This is a genomic window from Micrococcus sp. UYEF5 (assembly GCF_040546065.1).
Lineage (GTDB): Bacteria > Actinomycetota > Actinomycetes > Actinomycetales > Micrococcaceae > Micrococcus > Micrococcus luteus.
Genome location: NZ_JBEPNB010000002.1, coordinates 1 through 15,323 on the forward strand (window position 1 = coordinate 1; position 15,323 = coordinate 15,323).

The window sequence follows — 15,323 nt, forward strand, 5'->3', positions numbered from 1 at the left end:
GCACGTCACTGATCTTCCTCGCCCAGTCCTTGCTTGCCATCGCCCATACCTCCAGTGATTCCGAGAGGGTGTTGCGACGACCGATTGAATCCACCTTGAGACCCCGCGTCGCTGTGACAGCGCAGGTCCTCGTGGCGAGCGCCGCGGGACCAGCGGGCCATCTCGATCGCGTCGAGGACCATCTCGGTGCGCATGTGTGACGCGCACCGCCACCCTACGATCATCCGGGAGAACGCGTCGACGATGAAGCAGACGTACGCGACGCCGGCCCACGTCGGCACGAACGTCAGGTCGGTGACCCAGAGCCGGTTCGGGGCAGGCGCGGTGAACTCCCGCTTCACGAGGTCCGGGTGCCGCGCCGCGGTCGGATCTGGCCGGGTCGTCTTCACCCGCTTCGACCTGGTCGCGCCCTTAATCCCTGCGGCGCGCATGAGCCGGCCCGTCTGATCTCGGCCGATGTCGATCCCGGCGCGACGCGCGGTCTTCCAGAGCTTTCTGACCCCGTAGACGCGGTAGTTCGTCTCCTAGAGCTCGACCAGCTGCGGGATCAGCTCCTCGTCCCGCACCGCGCGAGCCGAGGGGGCGCGGGTCTTGGCGGCGTAGTAGCTGCTCGGAGCCACCTGCAGCAGCCTGCAGATGAGCTCGACTCCGAGCCGGCGAGCGTCGACCAGGTCATCCTTGTTCGCGTCGATGAACGCGACTACTTCCGGTAGTGGCGGTCGAGCTCCGCCCCGAAGAAAGACGCAGCACGCTTGAGGACCTCGTTGGCCCGCCGCAACTCCCGGACTTCCTGCTCCAGTTCACGCACCCGCCGCGCCTCAGCGCTGCTCACGCCAGAGGTGACGCCGTCGTCGATGTCGGCTTGCTTGACCCACATCCGCACGGACTCGACCCCGTACCCGAGCTGCGTCGCGACCCGATTGACGGTCCCATGCTCGGTCCCCAGCTCGGCACGCAGCGTCCTCACCATCCGGACCGCCGCGGCCTTCTCCTCCGGCGAATACCGACGCGTCGTCGGCTTCCCCGCTGTCTGCTCTTTCGGCATAACTCCATCCTCGTTTCCAAGGTCAGGAGCCTCCAACAAACCCAGGGCGCTTCAATCGGTCAGGAAGGCAGCAGGAGCACCTTGATGTCGTAGTCGAGCTTGCAGAGATAGAAGATCAACTCGACGACGGGACGGTGACTATCCCAGCGGGGCTGTGAGGGGCCGATCTCGCAGAACCTTGCGGCAAACTCAACCTTCTCGCGCGCGGCCGGGATCGATGCGCGGAAGGCCGCTTCATCCCATTGCTCTTCGCTCATACTCCCGACCGTAGCGGTGAGTACCGACACGGCCGTGGGAGCTCTCAGCCCCAGAAGATCGGATCCTGGTGGCTGCCGATGTAGTCGAGCAGACTCTGGACGTTCTTCGTCGGGCGCCTCTTCGTGTACTCGTGGAACTTCATGTGCCGGTCACGCCAGTAGATGCTCCACTGGCCGGTCTTGACGGTGTATCGCAGGCGCGCGACCGGGAACCGCGTCCAGTCGCCCTGCCCGTCCCACGGCGGCCGCGTCTCGATGATCGTGACGTGCCGGTCGGCGATCTCGGCTTCTACTCTCACCTGATCCCACAGGTGCTCGGGCACGCGTTCACGGCACCAGCGGCCGATGCGCAGCAGGTCGGTCTCGGGCATAGCCATACGTCCATTATGCTGTCCGATCTCCTCGGTAGCCTCGAAGCTGTGGCGGATACCAAGCAGACGAAGACCATCGGGGAGCATCACGTTGCGGCGGAGCTGGCCCGACGTGGCTGGGCGCCGGCACTGACTCATGACGGTCTGGAACGCACAGACATCCTCGCCGTGCTTGCCGACCCGGATAACCGTCGGATGGTCGAGATCCAGGTGAAGACGGCGCGTGGGTCGGCGTGGAGGTCGATCAGCTGGCCGCTCGGATCGAAGTCGCAGGGGCCGAGCCAGCACCAGCGGGAGTACTACGTCATGGTGGCTGTGTCGCATGACCTCGCCCTGCCGCCACGCAACTTCGTCGTTCCCCGCTCGCACGTCGCCGCCGCCGCATGGATCGAGCACATGAACTGGCTCACCGAACCCGGGATCGAACCGGGCAAGCGGAACGCACCAGTGGAGCGGTCACGGGTGCTGCTCTCCACGTTCGAACGCTACGAGGATCGCTGGGATCTGCTACTGGTCGACGAGATGGCGACGCTGGCGCCCTGGCCGAGGCGCGTGCGACGCAGAGCTCTTCGCGAAAAGTCCTGATCATGAGATAATGAGGACAGGTCGCAACGTTCGGTCGAGCCGGTATGGCTCCCGGTTCCGGCAACCATCGTCGCCCCGCTCCGGCGCGCTCCACCCCGTCTGTCGGTGGCCGTCGGTACGGTAAGACACGCCCCCGAGAGCACAACTTAAGTCGCGCGTCAGCGCGGAGGAGAACCAGTACAGCATGACATCGTTCAGCACCAGGCGGTCGCACGGCCCCAGCAGTACAGCGTGTAACCGTGACGTCCGCCGTCAGGAGGCCACGCGATGACCCCGTCGGTGCCGGACGAGACCCGAGACCTGCACCAAGAGTTGCTCGCTCAACTCCGTGACCTGGTGCCCAGTGCTTTCCTCGACGGTGAGCTCGATCGGGATGCGTTGCTCGGGGCGCTCGGTCTTGACGGTGACTCGAAGCCCGCCTTCTCCTTCACCTGGCCAGGCATCGAGCGAGCACGCCAGGACGCACGCGTGCCCACCACCGCAACGCTGGTGCCTGATGAGGACGCCTCGCTGCGTTGGTCGGATGCCCGGGACGTCCTGATCGAGGGCGACAACCTTCAGGTGCTCAAACTCCTGAAGAACGGCTACTCGCGAGCCGTCAAGCTGATCTACATCGACCCGCCCTACAACACCGGCGACACGTTCACCTACAACGACGACTTCGCGGTGCCCGAGCGGCAGTACCTCGAGGAGACCGGTCAGGTTGATGACCAGGGCAACGCCACCACCAGCCGGATCGAGACCGGCGGGCGCAAGCATGCGCCGTGGCTGACCATGATGTTCCCGCGTCTGGCGCTCGCGCGTCACCTGCTGCGCCGCGACGGCGTGATCCTCGTTTCCATTGATGACAACGAGGTCCACCACCTGCGGCTGCTGCTCGATGCCGTATTTGGCGGAGAGAACTTCGTCGGCAACTTCATCTGGAATGGCGGCCGTAAGAACGATGCTCGTCAGATCTCCGTTGGACACGACTACGTAGTGGCCTACGCGCGTGACCACACCTATCTGCGCGAACAGGACGCGCGCTGGCGTGAGCGCAAGGCCGGTCTCGACGAGATTTACGGGAAGGTCAAAGAGCTACGCGCTGTTCACGGTACAGATTATGAGGCGGCAACGGCGGCGCTACAGGCCTGGTACAACTCACTGCCTGACGAAGCCCCCGCAAAAGCGCACAAGCACTATCGCGTGATTGATGCTCGAGGTGTCTACTTCGCGTCAGATCTAAGAAGCCCGAACCCGAGGGCCAATCTCGTCTACACATTCCGCGGTCACGAACCGCACGCGAATGGCTGGGCCTACGGACGGGAGAAGATGGAGGCGTTCGCCGATGACGATCGCATCGTCTATCCCAAGAAGGAGGGCGGACGCCTTCAGCTCAAGTCCTACTTGCATGAGCATGAGGAGTGGGCACCCGCGTCCGTCTTCTATAAGGATCGCCGTGCCGCATCGAAGGCGCTAGACGAGCGCATGGGAACAACCGTGTTCGACTACCCGAAGGACACGGAAGTGCTCGCCCGCCTGTTCCACGCCATCACCGACGACGGCGACCTGATCCTTGACTTCTTCGCGGGATCCGGTTCGACGGGCCAGGCAGTGTGGGAGCAGAACCCGAAAGACGGCAAGACGCGGCACTGGATTCTGGTGCAGGTCCCCGAGAAGCCTGATGCGTCCGAGGAGTCGGGCAAGAACGCGCTGGCTGCCGGGTACGAGACGATCTTCGAGGTGACGGCGGAGCGACTGCGCCGTGCGGCGGCCTCCCTGCAACAGGAGACGCTCGATGCGCCACAGCTGGGCTTCCGGATCTTCCGCACGCGTCCGACGAACCTCGTCATCGACAAGCCGCTGTTCGCGCTTCCGGAGATGACCGGGCAGAGCTACCTGACGCAGGTGCTCGACCACACGGCGGGCGCTCCGGTGGTTGATGGTGCGAAGCCGCTCGACGTTGCGTGGGAGGTGGCGCTCAAGGCCACGGGAACGAGGCTCGATACGCGCGTGACGACGCATGAGGCGGACGGCTTGGTCGTCTACGAGTTCACGCCTGCCGTGGGCAATGCGTCCACAGGACGTCTCCTGATCTCGCTCGATGCGTTCTCGCTAGCCACGGCCGATGCGCTTGCCTTGAGTGATGACGACACCCTGATCCTTCGTGGTGACCAGGTCGAGGACTCGGTGACGCTGACGTTGGCGCCGCGGTTGCAGTCAAAGCTGATTCTTCTGGAGCGGGTGCCTCGTGAAGTTTCGCTTTGATGATCAGCCGCACCAGTCGGCCGCCGTCTCCGCGGTGGTCGACCTGTTTGAGGGTGCCCTGGTGCCGCCGCGCGATGCGCTTGCTGGGCAGGCACCTGGCGCGGATGGTCACGCGGGCTTCACGCTGGAACGCTCCGTTCTTACCGACAACCTGAGGACGATCACCACCCGTGAGGCTGTTGAACCGCAGGCCCAGCTCGAGCTGCTTGCGGAGACGGATCTCGAGGGCGCGGAGCGCGAGTTCCCGAACTTCTCGGTCGAGATGGAGACCGGCACGGGTAAGACATACGTCTACATCTCGACGGCGCTGCGTCTGGCGGAGCTGTATGGGCTGCGGAAGTTCGTCATCCTGGTTCACTCGATCGCGATTCGTGCGGGCGTGGTGAAGACGTTCGAGCAGACCGAGGAGCACTTCCGGCTGAAGTATCCCGGCGTCCCGTACAAGTGGGGTGTGCTGGGCGAGAATTCGGCACTGAACGACTTCACCGAACCGTCGGGCACGGTGCAGTTCCTAGTTGCCAGCGTGCAGGCGCTCGACAAGCCGGAGAAGAACACGCTGTATGCCAGTGCTGAGCAGCCGCAGCTGTGGGGCGACTCGCTGAGCGGTGTGCAGCAGATCGCGAAGGCTCGCCCCGTCGTCCTGATCGATGAGCCGCAGAATATGGCGACGCCGCTGCGCCGTCAGGCGATTGCCACACTGAACCCGCTGGTGGCGCTGCGCTACAGCGCAACGCACAAGGAGTCGTTCAACCTCGTGCACAGGCTCGGCCCGAAGCAGGCCGCCGAGGCTGGTCTGGTCAAGCGGGTATCGGTCAAGGGAATCGTCGCCGGCGAGGATGGCAAGCCGTACGTGCGCCTCGACAAGCTTCGGAGCGTCCGCAAGCGCCTGATGGCAGAGGCGGTCATCCACAAGGCCGGTGGCAAGCGGGTGCCGGTGGTGCTGCAGAACGGCACCGACCTGTTCGAGGAGTCCGGCAAACTGCCGCAGTATCGCGGGTTGGTGGTCGAGAGCATCGAACGTAAACCCGACCGGGTGATCTTCGAGAACAAGCTCGTCGTGCAGGCCGGGACTGAGACCGGCGTGGATTCCGAGGCTGTCTGGCGTGATCAGATCCGCCATACCATCCGAACGCACCTGGCTCGGCAGGGGCAGATCGACTCGATGAACCGTGGCATCAAGGTGCTGTCGCTATTCTTCGTCGAGCGTGTGGCTGACTACGCCGGTGACGAGGCGGTGCTGCCTGCGATGTTCGACGAGCTGTTCCGTGAGGAGTGGCTCCGGGCAGGCAATTCCGAGAGCGAGATGCCTGACCCTGCCGAGCTGCGGGTCGCCTACTTCCCGTCTACCAAAACGGGCATCCTGAAGGACACATCGGGGCGTGCATCGGACGCCGAGCTGGAGGCGCGGGCGTACCAGGAGATCATCGCGAACAAGGAGCTCATTCTCGACCGCGCCAACCCGCGCGCGTTCATCTTCTCCCACTCTGCGCTCAAGGAGGGCTGGGATAACCCGAACGTCTTCCAGGTCGGGTTCCTGCGTCACACGCGCTCCGAGCTGGAGCGTCGACAGCAGATCGGCCGTGGCCTGCGTCTGCCGGTGGACCAGAACGGTCACCGCGTGATGGACCCGGCGATCAACAGGCTGACGCTCATCGTCGACGAGTCCTTCACGGAGTTCCGCGACGGTCTGAATGCCGAGTACGTAGCCTCGGGTGGTGGCTCCGGCGAGGCCGGCCCCGAGGTCGACAACGCCGACAATGAGGTCGTCGTCCGCAGGCGCCCTGCCCTGTTCGAGAGCCCCGAGTTCGCTGAACTGTGGAAGCGTATTCGCTACAAAGCGCGCTACCGCGTCACCGTCGATCCGGACGCACTCCGCATCGTGGTGGCGGCGTCCGAGCATCTGGCTGACCTCGAGTTCATCGAGCGGCGCGCCAACGTGGTGCAGTCCGCCGATCTCGTCTACGACGACGAGGGACACGTCATCACGGCGGACTCCGCCGTTGCAGAGTCCCGTGGTGAGCGTATCGTCGTCGTAGGCCAGCGCCTTCCTGACGTCGTGCAGCTCATCGAGGATCAGCTGCAGTACGGCAAGTTCCCCCTCCAGCTCACCCGCCCGACCCTGGCTGGGATCGTGCGCGAGATCCTGAACTATCCCGACCGCGACTACGCACGTCACGTCCTCGACGATCCCGACCGCTGGGCACGGATCGTGGCGAACGCCATCCGGATCGAAGCTATCGAGCAGATGGTGCGGGGCATCAGCTACGAACCCATCGACGAGACGGACTGGTGGGATGCCGAGGTCGTGTTCCTCGAGGTCGAGTCCAAGAACCCGCCTCAGCCGCTGCCCGGCAACCCAGACCCGAAGAACGGCGTCATCGCCGCGCCCGAGGGCGGCGTGAACCTCTACGACCACGTCGACTACGACAGCCACGTCGAACGCGCCTTCGCCGCACAGCTCGAGAACAACCGCGAGCACGTCAAACTGTTCACCAAGCTGCCGCGCCGCTTCCGCGTCCGCACGCCTGTCGGTGAATACTCGCCGGACTGGGCCATCGTCTACGACGAGAACGGCGCTCAGCGGCTCTACCTTGTCCGCGAGACCAAGGACACCCGTAATCTCGACGACCTCGACTGGGACGAGGCGATGCGCATCCGCTTCGCCGAGCACCACTTCGACGCCGCACCGCTCGGGCCGGTCGATTACAACTTCACAACCGACAAACACGGACTGCTGATCGGCGGAGCCGGAGGCGATGACTAATGGCCGGCAACCGCAGAGATGACGCAAGTGCATCGATGATCAAGGTCATCTACTTTGATGAGGAGACAGCCTCGGACTATCTCGACATCTCCGCTGGAGGCAAGACAGCCTCCACGAGCGAACAGGTTCAGGAGCGGTCGAAGGAAACTCATGCCAAGGTCGAGGCTGGCCTGATGGCGAAGCTGAGTTGGCTGCCCTTCCTCGGAGCCTCGGGCGAGCTGAGCGCTGGTGCCGGCGCGTCCGCGGCTGGTAAGAGCATCCTCAGCAAGACGTTGTCGAACACGATCCTGACCGACTACCTATCCAAGGCAGATGGCGATTCTCGGGTAGTGCAGCTGCGAGACCTTCGGGTGACGGCACCAAAGGACTCGATGGCGTACGTGAAGATGTTCACGCCTTACATGGTCATGCTCAAGATGGACGACATTCCAGTCGACTTGGCACGGATGGACGAAGTGCTCGTCGGCGCCAAGGGCTACTACGAACTACTTGGCGAGGGCGCTGACGACACCAAGCGCGTACTGCGCTTCAACCTCAAGGCGTTCCGAAACAACTACGGACTCACCGATCTCGGACGCATGCGCCTCGTCTTCCACGGAGTGCTCGTCGGACAGACGCCGGAGCATGCGCTCAGCATGGAGGCCGAGATGTCTGGCAGCCTGGGCGGCACGCCCGTCACGGCCGTCGAACTCGTCGACGGTATAGACACGCAGAGCGACGATCTCCTGGATGTCTACGACGTGATCCTCGCGGGAGTTGAGCATGCCGCGTGATACGACGGTCACCATCTACTACGGCCCGCTGTCGTGGTTCGAAGACCAACTTGGGAAGAAGAAGCGCACGGGTCTTCTCGACATCGTCTATGAGCGCGACGAAGCCAACCGGCGGCATACCCATGTAGTTGAAGGCCAGGAGGCGCCGTCCGAGGAGCCCGCGCCGAGGCCGAAGCGGGTGGCAGCCGAATCGAGCGACTACGCCAGCTTGAACGAGCACGTCATCACGAACTTCGCCGGCCTCGTACGGTCGATCAACCCCGAGCACCTTCACCTGCACAACCCGCCTGCCCTCGTTCACTCACAGCTTGAGCGAGCGTTCACAACCGAGGTGAAGCGCTATGAGTACCCGGCGGTGACGCGGGACACTCTCGTTCGTTTCCGCGACGGCTTCGCCGGACATCTCGTGGGTCAGGCCGCAGTGAAGGAGGCGCTGCTCGCAGCGCTGTACCCACTGACCACGGCACGGCTGACGAAGCCAGTCGTCCTGATGTTTTACGGCCCGTCCGGTGTCGGCAAGACCGAGACTGCGCAGTTCGTCAACGGGCTGCTCGGGGGCACGCTGCTGCGCAAACAGTTCTCCATGTTCCACAATGAAAAGTTCGCGTCGTACCTGTTCGGCGGGACGCACTCCGAGGCATCCTTCGCGCGCGACCTACTCGACCGCGAGTCCGGTGTCATCCTGATCGACGAGTTCGACAAAGCGAACTCGGTCTTCCACAGCGCCTTCTACCAGCTGTTCGACGGTGGCGCGTTTGAGGACAAGAACTACAGCATCGAGCTCGGCCCGTCCTTGATTATCTGCACCTCGAACTACGGCACCGAGGACGAGATCCGCAAGGCTCTTGGCGACGCCCTCTACTCGCGATTCGACTCCTTGGTTCACTTCAAGCCGCTCTCCAAAAAAGAGATCCGTCAGGTCATCGACCGACTTGTTGACGACCGCGTATCCAAGCTCGCGCCCGACGAACGAGCGCGACTGGAACCCGAGACCATCAAGGGCACCCTGTATCCGCTGGCTGATAAGGGCGGCAACGTGCGCAAGCTCGGCAAGCTGGCCGACGAGGTCATCTCGCTGGTGTTGGTGCGCGCCGTGCTAAATGAAGCAGCCAATCCCAGCGGGGCAGCTGTCTCCGGTGACGAGGAGACCGCGGCATGAGGGTCAGACAGCTTGAGATCGAGAACTTCCGCGGCATCACAAAGGGACGCGTGGTCTTCCAGCAGCGCACCTTGCTGGTCGGCGGAAACAACATCGGGAAGTCCACAGTGTGTGAGGCATTGGAACTGGTCTTGGGCCCGGAGCGCCTCTACCGCCGCCCGGTTATCGACGAACACGATTTCTCCCACGGCGCCTACCTTGGCGACGAGGGTGGTCCACGCGAGATTCGCTTTCGCGCGGTTCTCACCGACCTTTCGGACGAGCAACTACGCCGGTTCTTCTAGCTGTTGTGGGTCATGAGGTTCTTGGCACGAGGGCCGGGCTGAGATGAGACGAGTGGGCCTCTCCCGCAGGATGGAAGTTCCTACACCACCGACCTGCCCGAGAAGACCCACTCATGACTCACGCTAATGCACCCCTGACCCCCACCGGCCGTCTCAGGATGGTCCACCGCCACCTGCACGACGGGATCCCGCAGGCACACGTGGCCGCCGAGTTCCGCGTCAGCCGCCCCACGGTGGCCACCTGGGTGGCCCGCTACCGCGCCGAGGGCGAGGCCGGGCTGCTCGACCGGCCCAGCCGTCCGCGCCGTTCACCTGCCCAGCTCGACCCCGAGGTGGTGGCTCAGATCCAGACCCTGCGTCGCAGGGAGAAGTGGTCGGCCCGCCGGATCCATCACCACCTCGTCTCCGAGGGCCACCGGGTGTGCCTCCGAACGGTGGGCAGGTGGCTGCACCGGCTGGCATCTCCCGGTTGCCAGACCTCGCGCCCACGGGTGAGGACCTGCGCCAACGACCACAGAAGATCACCGCCCGCGGCCCGGGGCACATGGTGCACCTGGACGTGAAGAAGATCGGGCGCATCCCTGACGGGGGCGGCTGGCGTGCTCACGGACGGGACTCCGAGAACGCGCGAGCAGCCAAGCGCGGGCCTGGCCGACGGGTCGGCTACACCTACCTGCACTCGGCGATCGACGGGTTCACCCGCCTGGCCTACACCGAGGCGTTGGAGGATGAGCGGACGGTGACCACGATCGGGTTCTTCTGCCGGGCGCGGGCGTTCTTCGCCGCCCACGGCATCACCGTGGACCGGGTGGTCACGGACAACGGGAACAACTATCGGGCTGCGGAGTTCACCGCGAAGGTGGTCTCGCTCGGGGGCCGGCACCACCGGATCCGCCCATACACGCCCCGCCATAACGGGAAGGTCGAACGGTACAACCGGCTGATGGTCGATGAGGTCCTCTACGCCCGCCCGTATACCTCAGAGACAGCTCGGCGTGAGGCGCTGGCCGTGTGGGTGAACCACTACAACTATCATCGGCCTCATACCTCCTGCGGGAACGCCCCGCCGGCCTCACTGGCACCGGCCCGAGTCAACAACGTCATGACCTCTTACATCTAGGACGGACGCCGCCCGGGCCGCGGATGTGATCGGCGTCATCGGGCGGGGAGTTTGCTCTGGCTCCCTCAGGGGAGGACAGTAGATCGGTGGAAAATCCCCAGAATCCTCTCGCGGGCCGCGTGCCCGACGTCGAGCCGTCCGCCCGCGTGGCGGCGTCGACGGCCACCCGTCCCGACGACGCCACCCCCGACTGGCGCGGCCGCCCGTTCCTCGGCCAGCCCGGCCCGCTGGCGAACCTGTTCTCCGTGGAGCTGTGGGAGCGCTTCTCCTTCTACGGCATGCAGGCCATGCTCGTGTACTACATGTCCTGGACCGCCGCGGAGGGCGGCCTCGGGATCGACCCGGCCGTGGCCACGGGCATCGTCGGCGCCTACGGCGGCATGGTGTACGTGTTCTGCATCCTCGGCGGCTGGGTCGCCGACCGCCTGCTCGGTTCCGAGCGCACCATGTTCGTCAGCGCCGTCGGGATCATGTTGGGCCACATCGCGCTGGCCCTCGTCCCGGGCGTCCCGGGCCTGACCCTGGGCCTCGTGCTCGTCGCCGTCGGTTCGGGCGGCCTCAAGGCCAACGCCACGAACCTCGTCGGCTCCCTGTACTCCCGCGAGGACCCCAAGCGCGATGCCGGCTTCTCCATCTTCTACATGGGCGTGAACATCGGCGCCCTCTTCGGCCCGCTGCTCACCGGCCTGGCACGCGACACGATGGGCTTCCACGTGGGCTTCGGCCTCGCCGCCGCCGGCATGGCCATCGGCCTGACGCAGTACGCCCTGACCCGCAAGAACCTGCCCACGGACGTGCACCGGGTCCCGGATCCGCTGCCGCGGTCGCAGTACGGCCGCTGGGGCCTGATCGGCCTGGGGATGGTCGCCGTCGTCGTGGCCCTGTTCCTCACGGACGTCATCACCCTGGACAACCTCTCCGACGCCGTCGTCGTGCTCGCCGCCGTCGCGGCCATCGCGATCTTCGCGGTCCTGCTGACCTCGACGAAGGTCTCGGAGGAGGAGCGCTCGCGCGTGAAGGCGTTCATCCCGCTGTTCATCGGCACGTCCGTGTTCTTCGCCCTCTTCCAGCAGCAGTTCACCGTGATCGCGCTGTACTCCGAGCACCGCCTCGACCGGAACCTGTTCGGCTGGCTCATGCCCATGGAGTGGGTCAACTCCATCAACCCGATCTTCATCATCGTGTTCGCCCCGGTGTTCGCCGCGCTGTGGACCAAGCTGGGCACCCGCCAGCCCGCCACCCCGGTGAAGTTCGGCATCGGCATCGTCCTGATCGGCATCGCCTTCCTGCTGTTCATCCCGGTGGCCGACGTCGCCGCCGTGCCGCTGCTGTGGCTGACGCTGATCCTCTTCGTCTGCACCATGGGCGAGCTGCTCGTCTCCCCGGTGGGCCTCTCCCTGGCCACCAAGGTCGCCCCGCGCAGCTTCCCGGTGATGATGGTGTCGCTGTACAACCTGTCCGTCGCCCTGGGCACGGCCCTGGCCGGCTCCCTGGCCGGCTCCTACTCGGAGCAGAACGAGGTGGGCTACTTCGGCACGATCGGTGCGGTCACCCTCGGCGTGGGCCTGATCGTGCTGGCCATCGCCAAGCCGGTGCGTCGCGGCATGCGCGGCGTGCTCTGAGCACGCCAGTGGCGCGAATCACGCGCCGCTCGGTAGTCTGCGAGACGACGTCATCCCTCCCGACCACACAAAGGACGCGCACTCCATGAGCTCCATCCCCGAAGGCCTGAAGTACTCCGCCGAGCACGAGTGGATCGCCGAGGCCGGTGCCGCCGGCACGGTCCGCGTGGGCATCACCGACTTCGCCCAGGATGCGCTGGGTGACGTCGTGTACGTGGACCTGCCGGAGGTCGGCACCGAGGTCACCGCGGGCACCGCGGTGGGCGAGGTCGAGTCCACGAAGTCCGTCTCGGACATCTACGCCCCGGTCTCCGGCACCGTGGCCGCCGTCAACGACGAGCTCGACGGCGAGCCCGGCCTGGTCAACTCCGCCCCCTACGAGGGCGGCTGGCTGTTCGAGATCACCCTCGCGGACGAGGCCCAGCTCGAGGGCCTCATGGACGCCGAGGGCTACGCCTCGCACACCAGCTGAGCCCCGTCCGCCGTCGCCCCGCCGCCGGCCGGCGGGGCGACGGCGTCCCCTTCGTCTCTCCCTCCGGCGCCGCGGCGCCGGCCCCCGCACAGGAGCACCCCATGAACCAGCCCGGACGTGAACCGGACCTGTCCACCTCCGCCATCAACCTCACCGAGCTGGCGCCGCTGGTCTCGGCGGACCTCACCCGTGAGGAGTCGGACGCGATCCGCGCCCTCCCGGCCGGTTCCGCGCTGCTGCTCGCCCACGAGGGCCCGGACCAGTCGGCCCGCTTCCTGCTGGACGAGGACGTGGTCTCCGTGGGGCGCCACCCGGACGCGGACATCTTCCTCGACGACGTCACCGTCTCCCGTCGTCACGCGGAGTTCCGGGCCGAGGACGGCGGCCACCGGCTCGTGGACCTGAACTCCCTCAACGGCACCTTCGTGAACCACGACCGCGTGGACGAGATCCTGCTGCGCTCCGGGATGCACGTGCAGATCGGCAAGTACCGGCTCACGTACTACGCCGGGCCGGCGCGGGGCTGAGCCGTCATCCTCGTGACCGATCCGCGCCCGCGCCCCGACGCCGTCCCCACCGCCCGCCCTGCGGGCCGGCTGGGCATCGGCGAGGTCGTAGCCTCCCTCGAAGTCGAATTCCCCGGCGTCACCGCGTCCAAGGTGCGCTTCCTGGAGGACCGCGGCCTCGTGCTGCCCGAGCGGACCAGCGCCGGCTACCGGCGCTTCCGGCCCGAGGACGTGGACCGGCTCCGGTTCGTCCTCGCCCTGCAGCGCGACCACTTCCTGCCGCTCAAGGTGATCGCCGACCACCTGGCCGCGCTGGACCGCGGTCAACGCCCCACCGGCCTGCCCGGAACCGCGGCGGTCCCGGCGTCCTCGGACGCGGAGCGGCTCGGCCGCGAGGTCGCCGGGGGCCGCCGGTCGTGGACCCGCGCCGAGCTCGCCGCCGAATCCGGTGCGGGCGAGGAGCTGCTGGCCGAGCTGGACCAGTACTCGCTCCTGCCCGTCGATCCCGACGGCGGCTACCCGAGCCACGCGATGGACGTGGCCCGGGCCGCCGTCGTGCTCGCGGGCCACGGCCTGGAGCCGCGGCATCTGCGCCCGCTGCGGGCCGCCGCCGACCGCGAGCTGGGCCTGGTGGAGCGCGCCGTCGCCCCGCTGCAGGCCCGCCGCGACGCCGGCACCCGCCCCCGCGTGGCCCGCTCGGCACGCGAGATCGCGCAGGCCAGCCTGCGGCTGCATGCGGCCCTCGTGGCCGAGGGGCTGGAGCAGTGGGATGACTGAGCCGCGCCCCGTGCCCGCCGACGACGTCGGCGACGTGCCGCTCTCCGTGCTCGGCGTACGCGTCGAGCTGCCCGAGCAGCACCACGTGATCCTGCTGGTGGATCCGCCCGGCCGCACGATGGTCCCGCTGTGGGTGGGCGCGCCCGAAGCCGCCGCCGCCGCGCTCGCGCTCGAGGGCGTCCGCGCACCCCGGCCCCTCACCCATGAGCTGCTCCTGGCCGCCGTCGACGCCCTGGGCGCCGAGGTCGTGCGGGTGCGGCTCACCGAGGTCCGGGACGAGGTCGTGCACGCCGAGCTCGTGCTCTCCACGGGCGCCCGGGTCGACGCCCGCGCGTCGGACGCCGTCGTGGTCGCCCTGCGCGCCGACGCCCCCGTGCTCGGCAGCCCCGCCGTGCTCGCGGACGCCGGCATGCCGGCGCGGACGGGGGAGGAGGACGCCGGCCAGGAGCGCGCCGTCGAGGACTTCCGCGACTTCCTGGACACGGTGCGCCCCGAGGACTTCGCCTGAGCGGAGCCGGCGCGACACGGCGCGGCCTCGCCGCAAGCTTCGTTGACCGCCCCCGGACCCGCGCGTACCTTCGAGGGGAAGAGGGCCCCGCCACCCGGGGCGCCTCCGTCGTCCTCCCCACGGTCACCGGGGAGCGCCGCCACGGTCACCGGCGGCACATGACGGTCGCGTCCCCTTCCCGCACCGGGGGCCCCGCACCAGGAGGTTCCCCGTGACACCCACTGCAGGTCCTGGCCGGCCCCCCGCGCTCGGCACCCAGGGCACGCTCTTCGACGAGGGCGCGACCCGGGGCGACGACGTCGGCTTCCGCGGTCCCACCGCGTGCAAGGCCGCCGGCATCACCTATCGCCAGCTCGACTACTGGGCCCGCACGGACCTCGTGGTCCCCACGGTCCGCAGCGCCACCGGCTCCGGCTCCCAGCGGCTCTACTCGTTCCGCGACATCCTCGTCCTCAAGGTGGTCAAGCGCCTCCTGGACACCGGCGTCTCGCTCCAGCAGATCCGCACCGCCGTGGGCCACCTGCGCGAGCGGGGTGTCGAGGACCTGGCGCAGATCACCCTGATGAGCGACGGCGCCTCGGTGTACGAGTGCACCTCGGCGGACGAGGTCGTGGACCTCGTCCAGGGCGGCCAGGGCGTCTTCGGGATCGCCGTCGGCCGCGTGTGGCGCGAGGTCGAGGGCAGCCTCGCCGAGCTGCCCCGCGAGAGCGTGGTCGGCGCCCCCGAGCCGGGGGACGAGCTGGCCGGGCGGCGTCAGGCCCGCCGCTCCGCCTGACCCTCCACCGCGGGGCGCCCCGGAGGGCCGAGTCAGTCATCTTTCGTCTCGCAGCGGT

General features: G+C 67.0%; 14 protein-coding genes, 2 pseudogenes and 1 other annotated feature. Of the genes and pseudogenes, 13 read left to right on the forward strand and 3 right to left on the reverse strand.

Annotation, left to right across the window (positions count from 1 at the left end):
• Nucleotides 1-95: 95 nt before the first annotated feature.
• The 3 genes and pseudogenes from ABIB16_RS02085 to ABIB16_RS02095 form a co-directional block, all read right to left on the reverse strand.
• Nucleotides 96-1,045: pseudogene (locus ABIB16_RS02085) on the reverse strand (IS3 family transposase); the annotation flags it as partial.
• Nucleotides 612-746: a sequence feature (AL1L pseudoknot), on the reverse strand. Its footprint overlaps the pseudogene before it by 135 nt.
• 59 nt (nucleotides 1,046-1,104) lie before the next feature.
• Nucleotides 1,105-1,302 (reverse strand): hypothetical protein, encoded by a 198-nt coding sequence (locus ABIB16_RS02090; protein WP_010078466.1) that lies wholly within the window; start codon nucleotides 1,300-1,302, stop codon nucleotides 1,105-1,107.
• A gap of 44 nt (nucleotides 1,303-1,346) precedes the next feature.
• Nucleotides 1,347-1,679 (reverse strand): DUF3024 domain-containing protein, encoded by a 333-nt coding sequence (locus ABIB16_RS02095; protein WP_036315702.1) that lies wholly within the window; start codon nucleotides 1,677-1,679, stop codon nucleotides 1,347-1,349.
• A 9-nt stretch (nucleotides 1,680-1,688) separates the two neighbouring features.
• Here ABIB16_RS02095 and ABIB16_RS02100 point away from each other — a divergent pair, with 9 nt between their 5' ends.
• The 13 genes and pseudogenes from ABIB16_RS02100 (at nucleotide 1,689) to ABIB16_RS02160 (ending at nucleotide 15,265) form a co-directional block, all read left to right on the forward strand.
• Nucleotides 1,689-2,258, forward strand: a complete 570-nt coding sequence (locus ABIB16_RS02100) for a hypothetical protein (RefSeq protein WP_144823908.1) — start codon at nucleotides 1,689-1,691, stop codon at nucleotides 2,256-2,258.
• A gap of 267 nt (nucleotides 2,259-2,525) precedes the next feature.
• Nucleotides 2,526-4,505: a DNA methyltransferase gene (locus ABIB16_RS02105; protein ID WP_144823909.1), complete on the forward strand. Its 1,980-nt coding sequence runs from the start codon at nucleotides 2,526-2,528 to the stop codon at nucleotides 4,503-4,505.
• Nucleotides 4,489-7,269: a restriction endonuclease gene (locus tag ABIB16_RS02110; RefSeq protein ID WP_222120925.1), complete on the forward strand. Its 2,781-nt coding sequence runs from the start codon at nucleotides 4,489-4,491 to the stop codon at nucleotides 7,267-7,269. The genes ABIB16_RS02105 and ABIB16_RS02110 overlap by 17 nt, the downstream gene beginning before the upstream one ends.
• Entirely contained in the window at nucleotides 7,269-8,042 is a 774-nt protein-coding gene (locus ABIB16_RS02115) for a DUF6414 family protein (RefSeq protein ID WP_102708633.1), read from the forward strand. The genes ABIB16_RS02110 and ABIB16_RS02115 overlap by 1 nt, the downstream gene beginning before the upstream one ends.
• Complete coding sequence (locus tag ABIB16_RS02120; protein ID WP_070709235.1) at nucleotides 8,032-9,201, forward strand: AAA family ATPase; 1,170 nt, start codon at nucleotides 8,032-8,034, stop codon at nucleotides 9,199-9,201. The genes ABIB16_RS02115 and ABIB16_RS02120 overlap by 11 nt, the downstream gene beginning before the upstream one ends.
• On the forward strand, nucleotides 9,198-9,485 hold the full coding sequence (locus ABIB16_RS02125) for an AAA family ATPase (protein ID WP_070709233.1): 288 nt from the start codon (nucleotides 9,198-9,200) through the stop codon (nucleotides 9,483-9,485). The genes ABIB16_RS02120 and ABIB16_RS02125 overlap by 4 nt, the downstream gene beginning before the upstream one ends.
• A gap of 113 nt (nucleotides 9,486-9,598) precedes the next feature.
• A pseudogene (locus tag ABIB16_RS02130) lies at nucleotides 9,599-10,605 on the forward strand (IS481 family transposase).
• Between the two features lie 86 nt (nucleotides 10,606-10,691).
• A complete protein-coding gene (locus ABIB16_RS02135) occupies nucleotides 10,692-12,227 on the forward strand; it encodes a peptide MFS transporter (RefSeq protein WP_036316670.1) in 1,536 nt (511 codons plus the stop codon).
• 85 nt (nucleotides 12,228-12,312) lie between these two features.
• Nucleotides 12,313-12,699, forward strand: coding sequence for a glycine cleavage system protein GcvH (gene gcvH / locus ABIB16_RS02140; protein ID WP_002854607.1), 387 nt, complete (start codon nucleotides 12,313-12,315; stop codon nucleotides 12,697-12,699).
• 101 nt (nucleotides 12,700-12,800) lie between these two features.
• A complete protein-coding gene (locus ABIB16_RS02145; protein ID WP_002854606.1) occupies nucleotides 12,801-13,226 on the forward strand; it encodes an FHA domain-containing protein in 426 nt (141 codons plus the stop codon).
• 12 nt (nucleotides 13,227-13,238) lie between these two features.
• Nucleotides 13,239-13,982 carry a transcriptional regulator FtsR gene (gene ftsR, locus ABIB16_RS02150; protein ID WP_354436021.1) on the forward strand — a complete coding sequence of 248 codons (744 nt, stop codon included), beginning with the start codon at nucleotides 13,239-13,241 and terminating at the stop codon, nucleotides 13,980-13,982.
• Complete coding sequence (locus ABIB16_RS02155; protein ID WP_002854604.1) at nucleotides 13,975-14,490, forward strand: bifunctional nuclease family protein; 516 nt, start codon at nucleotides 13,975-13,977, stop codon at nucleotides 14,488-14,490. The genes ftsR and ABIB16_RS02155 overlap by 8 nt, the downstream gene beginning before the upstream one ends.
• Before the next feature lie 211 nt (nucleotides 14,491-14,701).
• The gene (locus tag ABIB16_RS02160) at nucleotides 14,702-15,265 is read left to right on the forward strand and encodes a MerR family transcriptional regulator (protein WP_354436022.1); all 564 of its coding nucleotides are present in this window, start codon (nucleotides 14,702-14,704) and stop codon (nucleotides 15,263-15,265) included.
• Nucleotides 15,266-15,323: the final 58 nt, after the last annotated feature.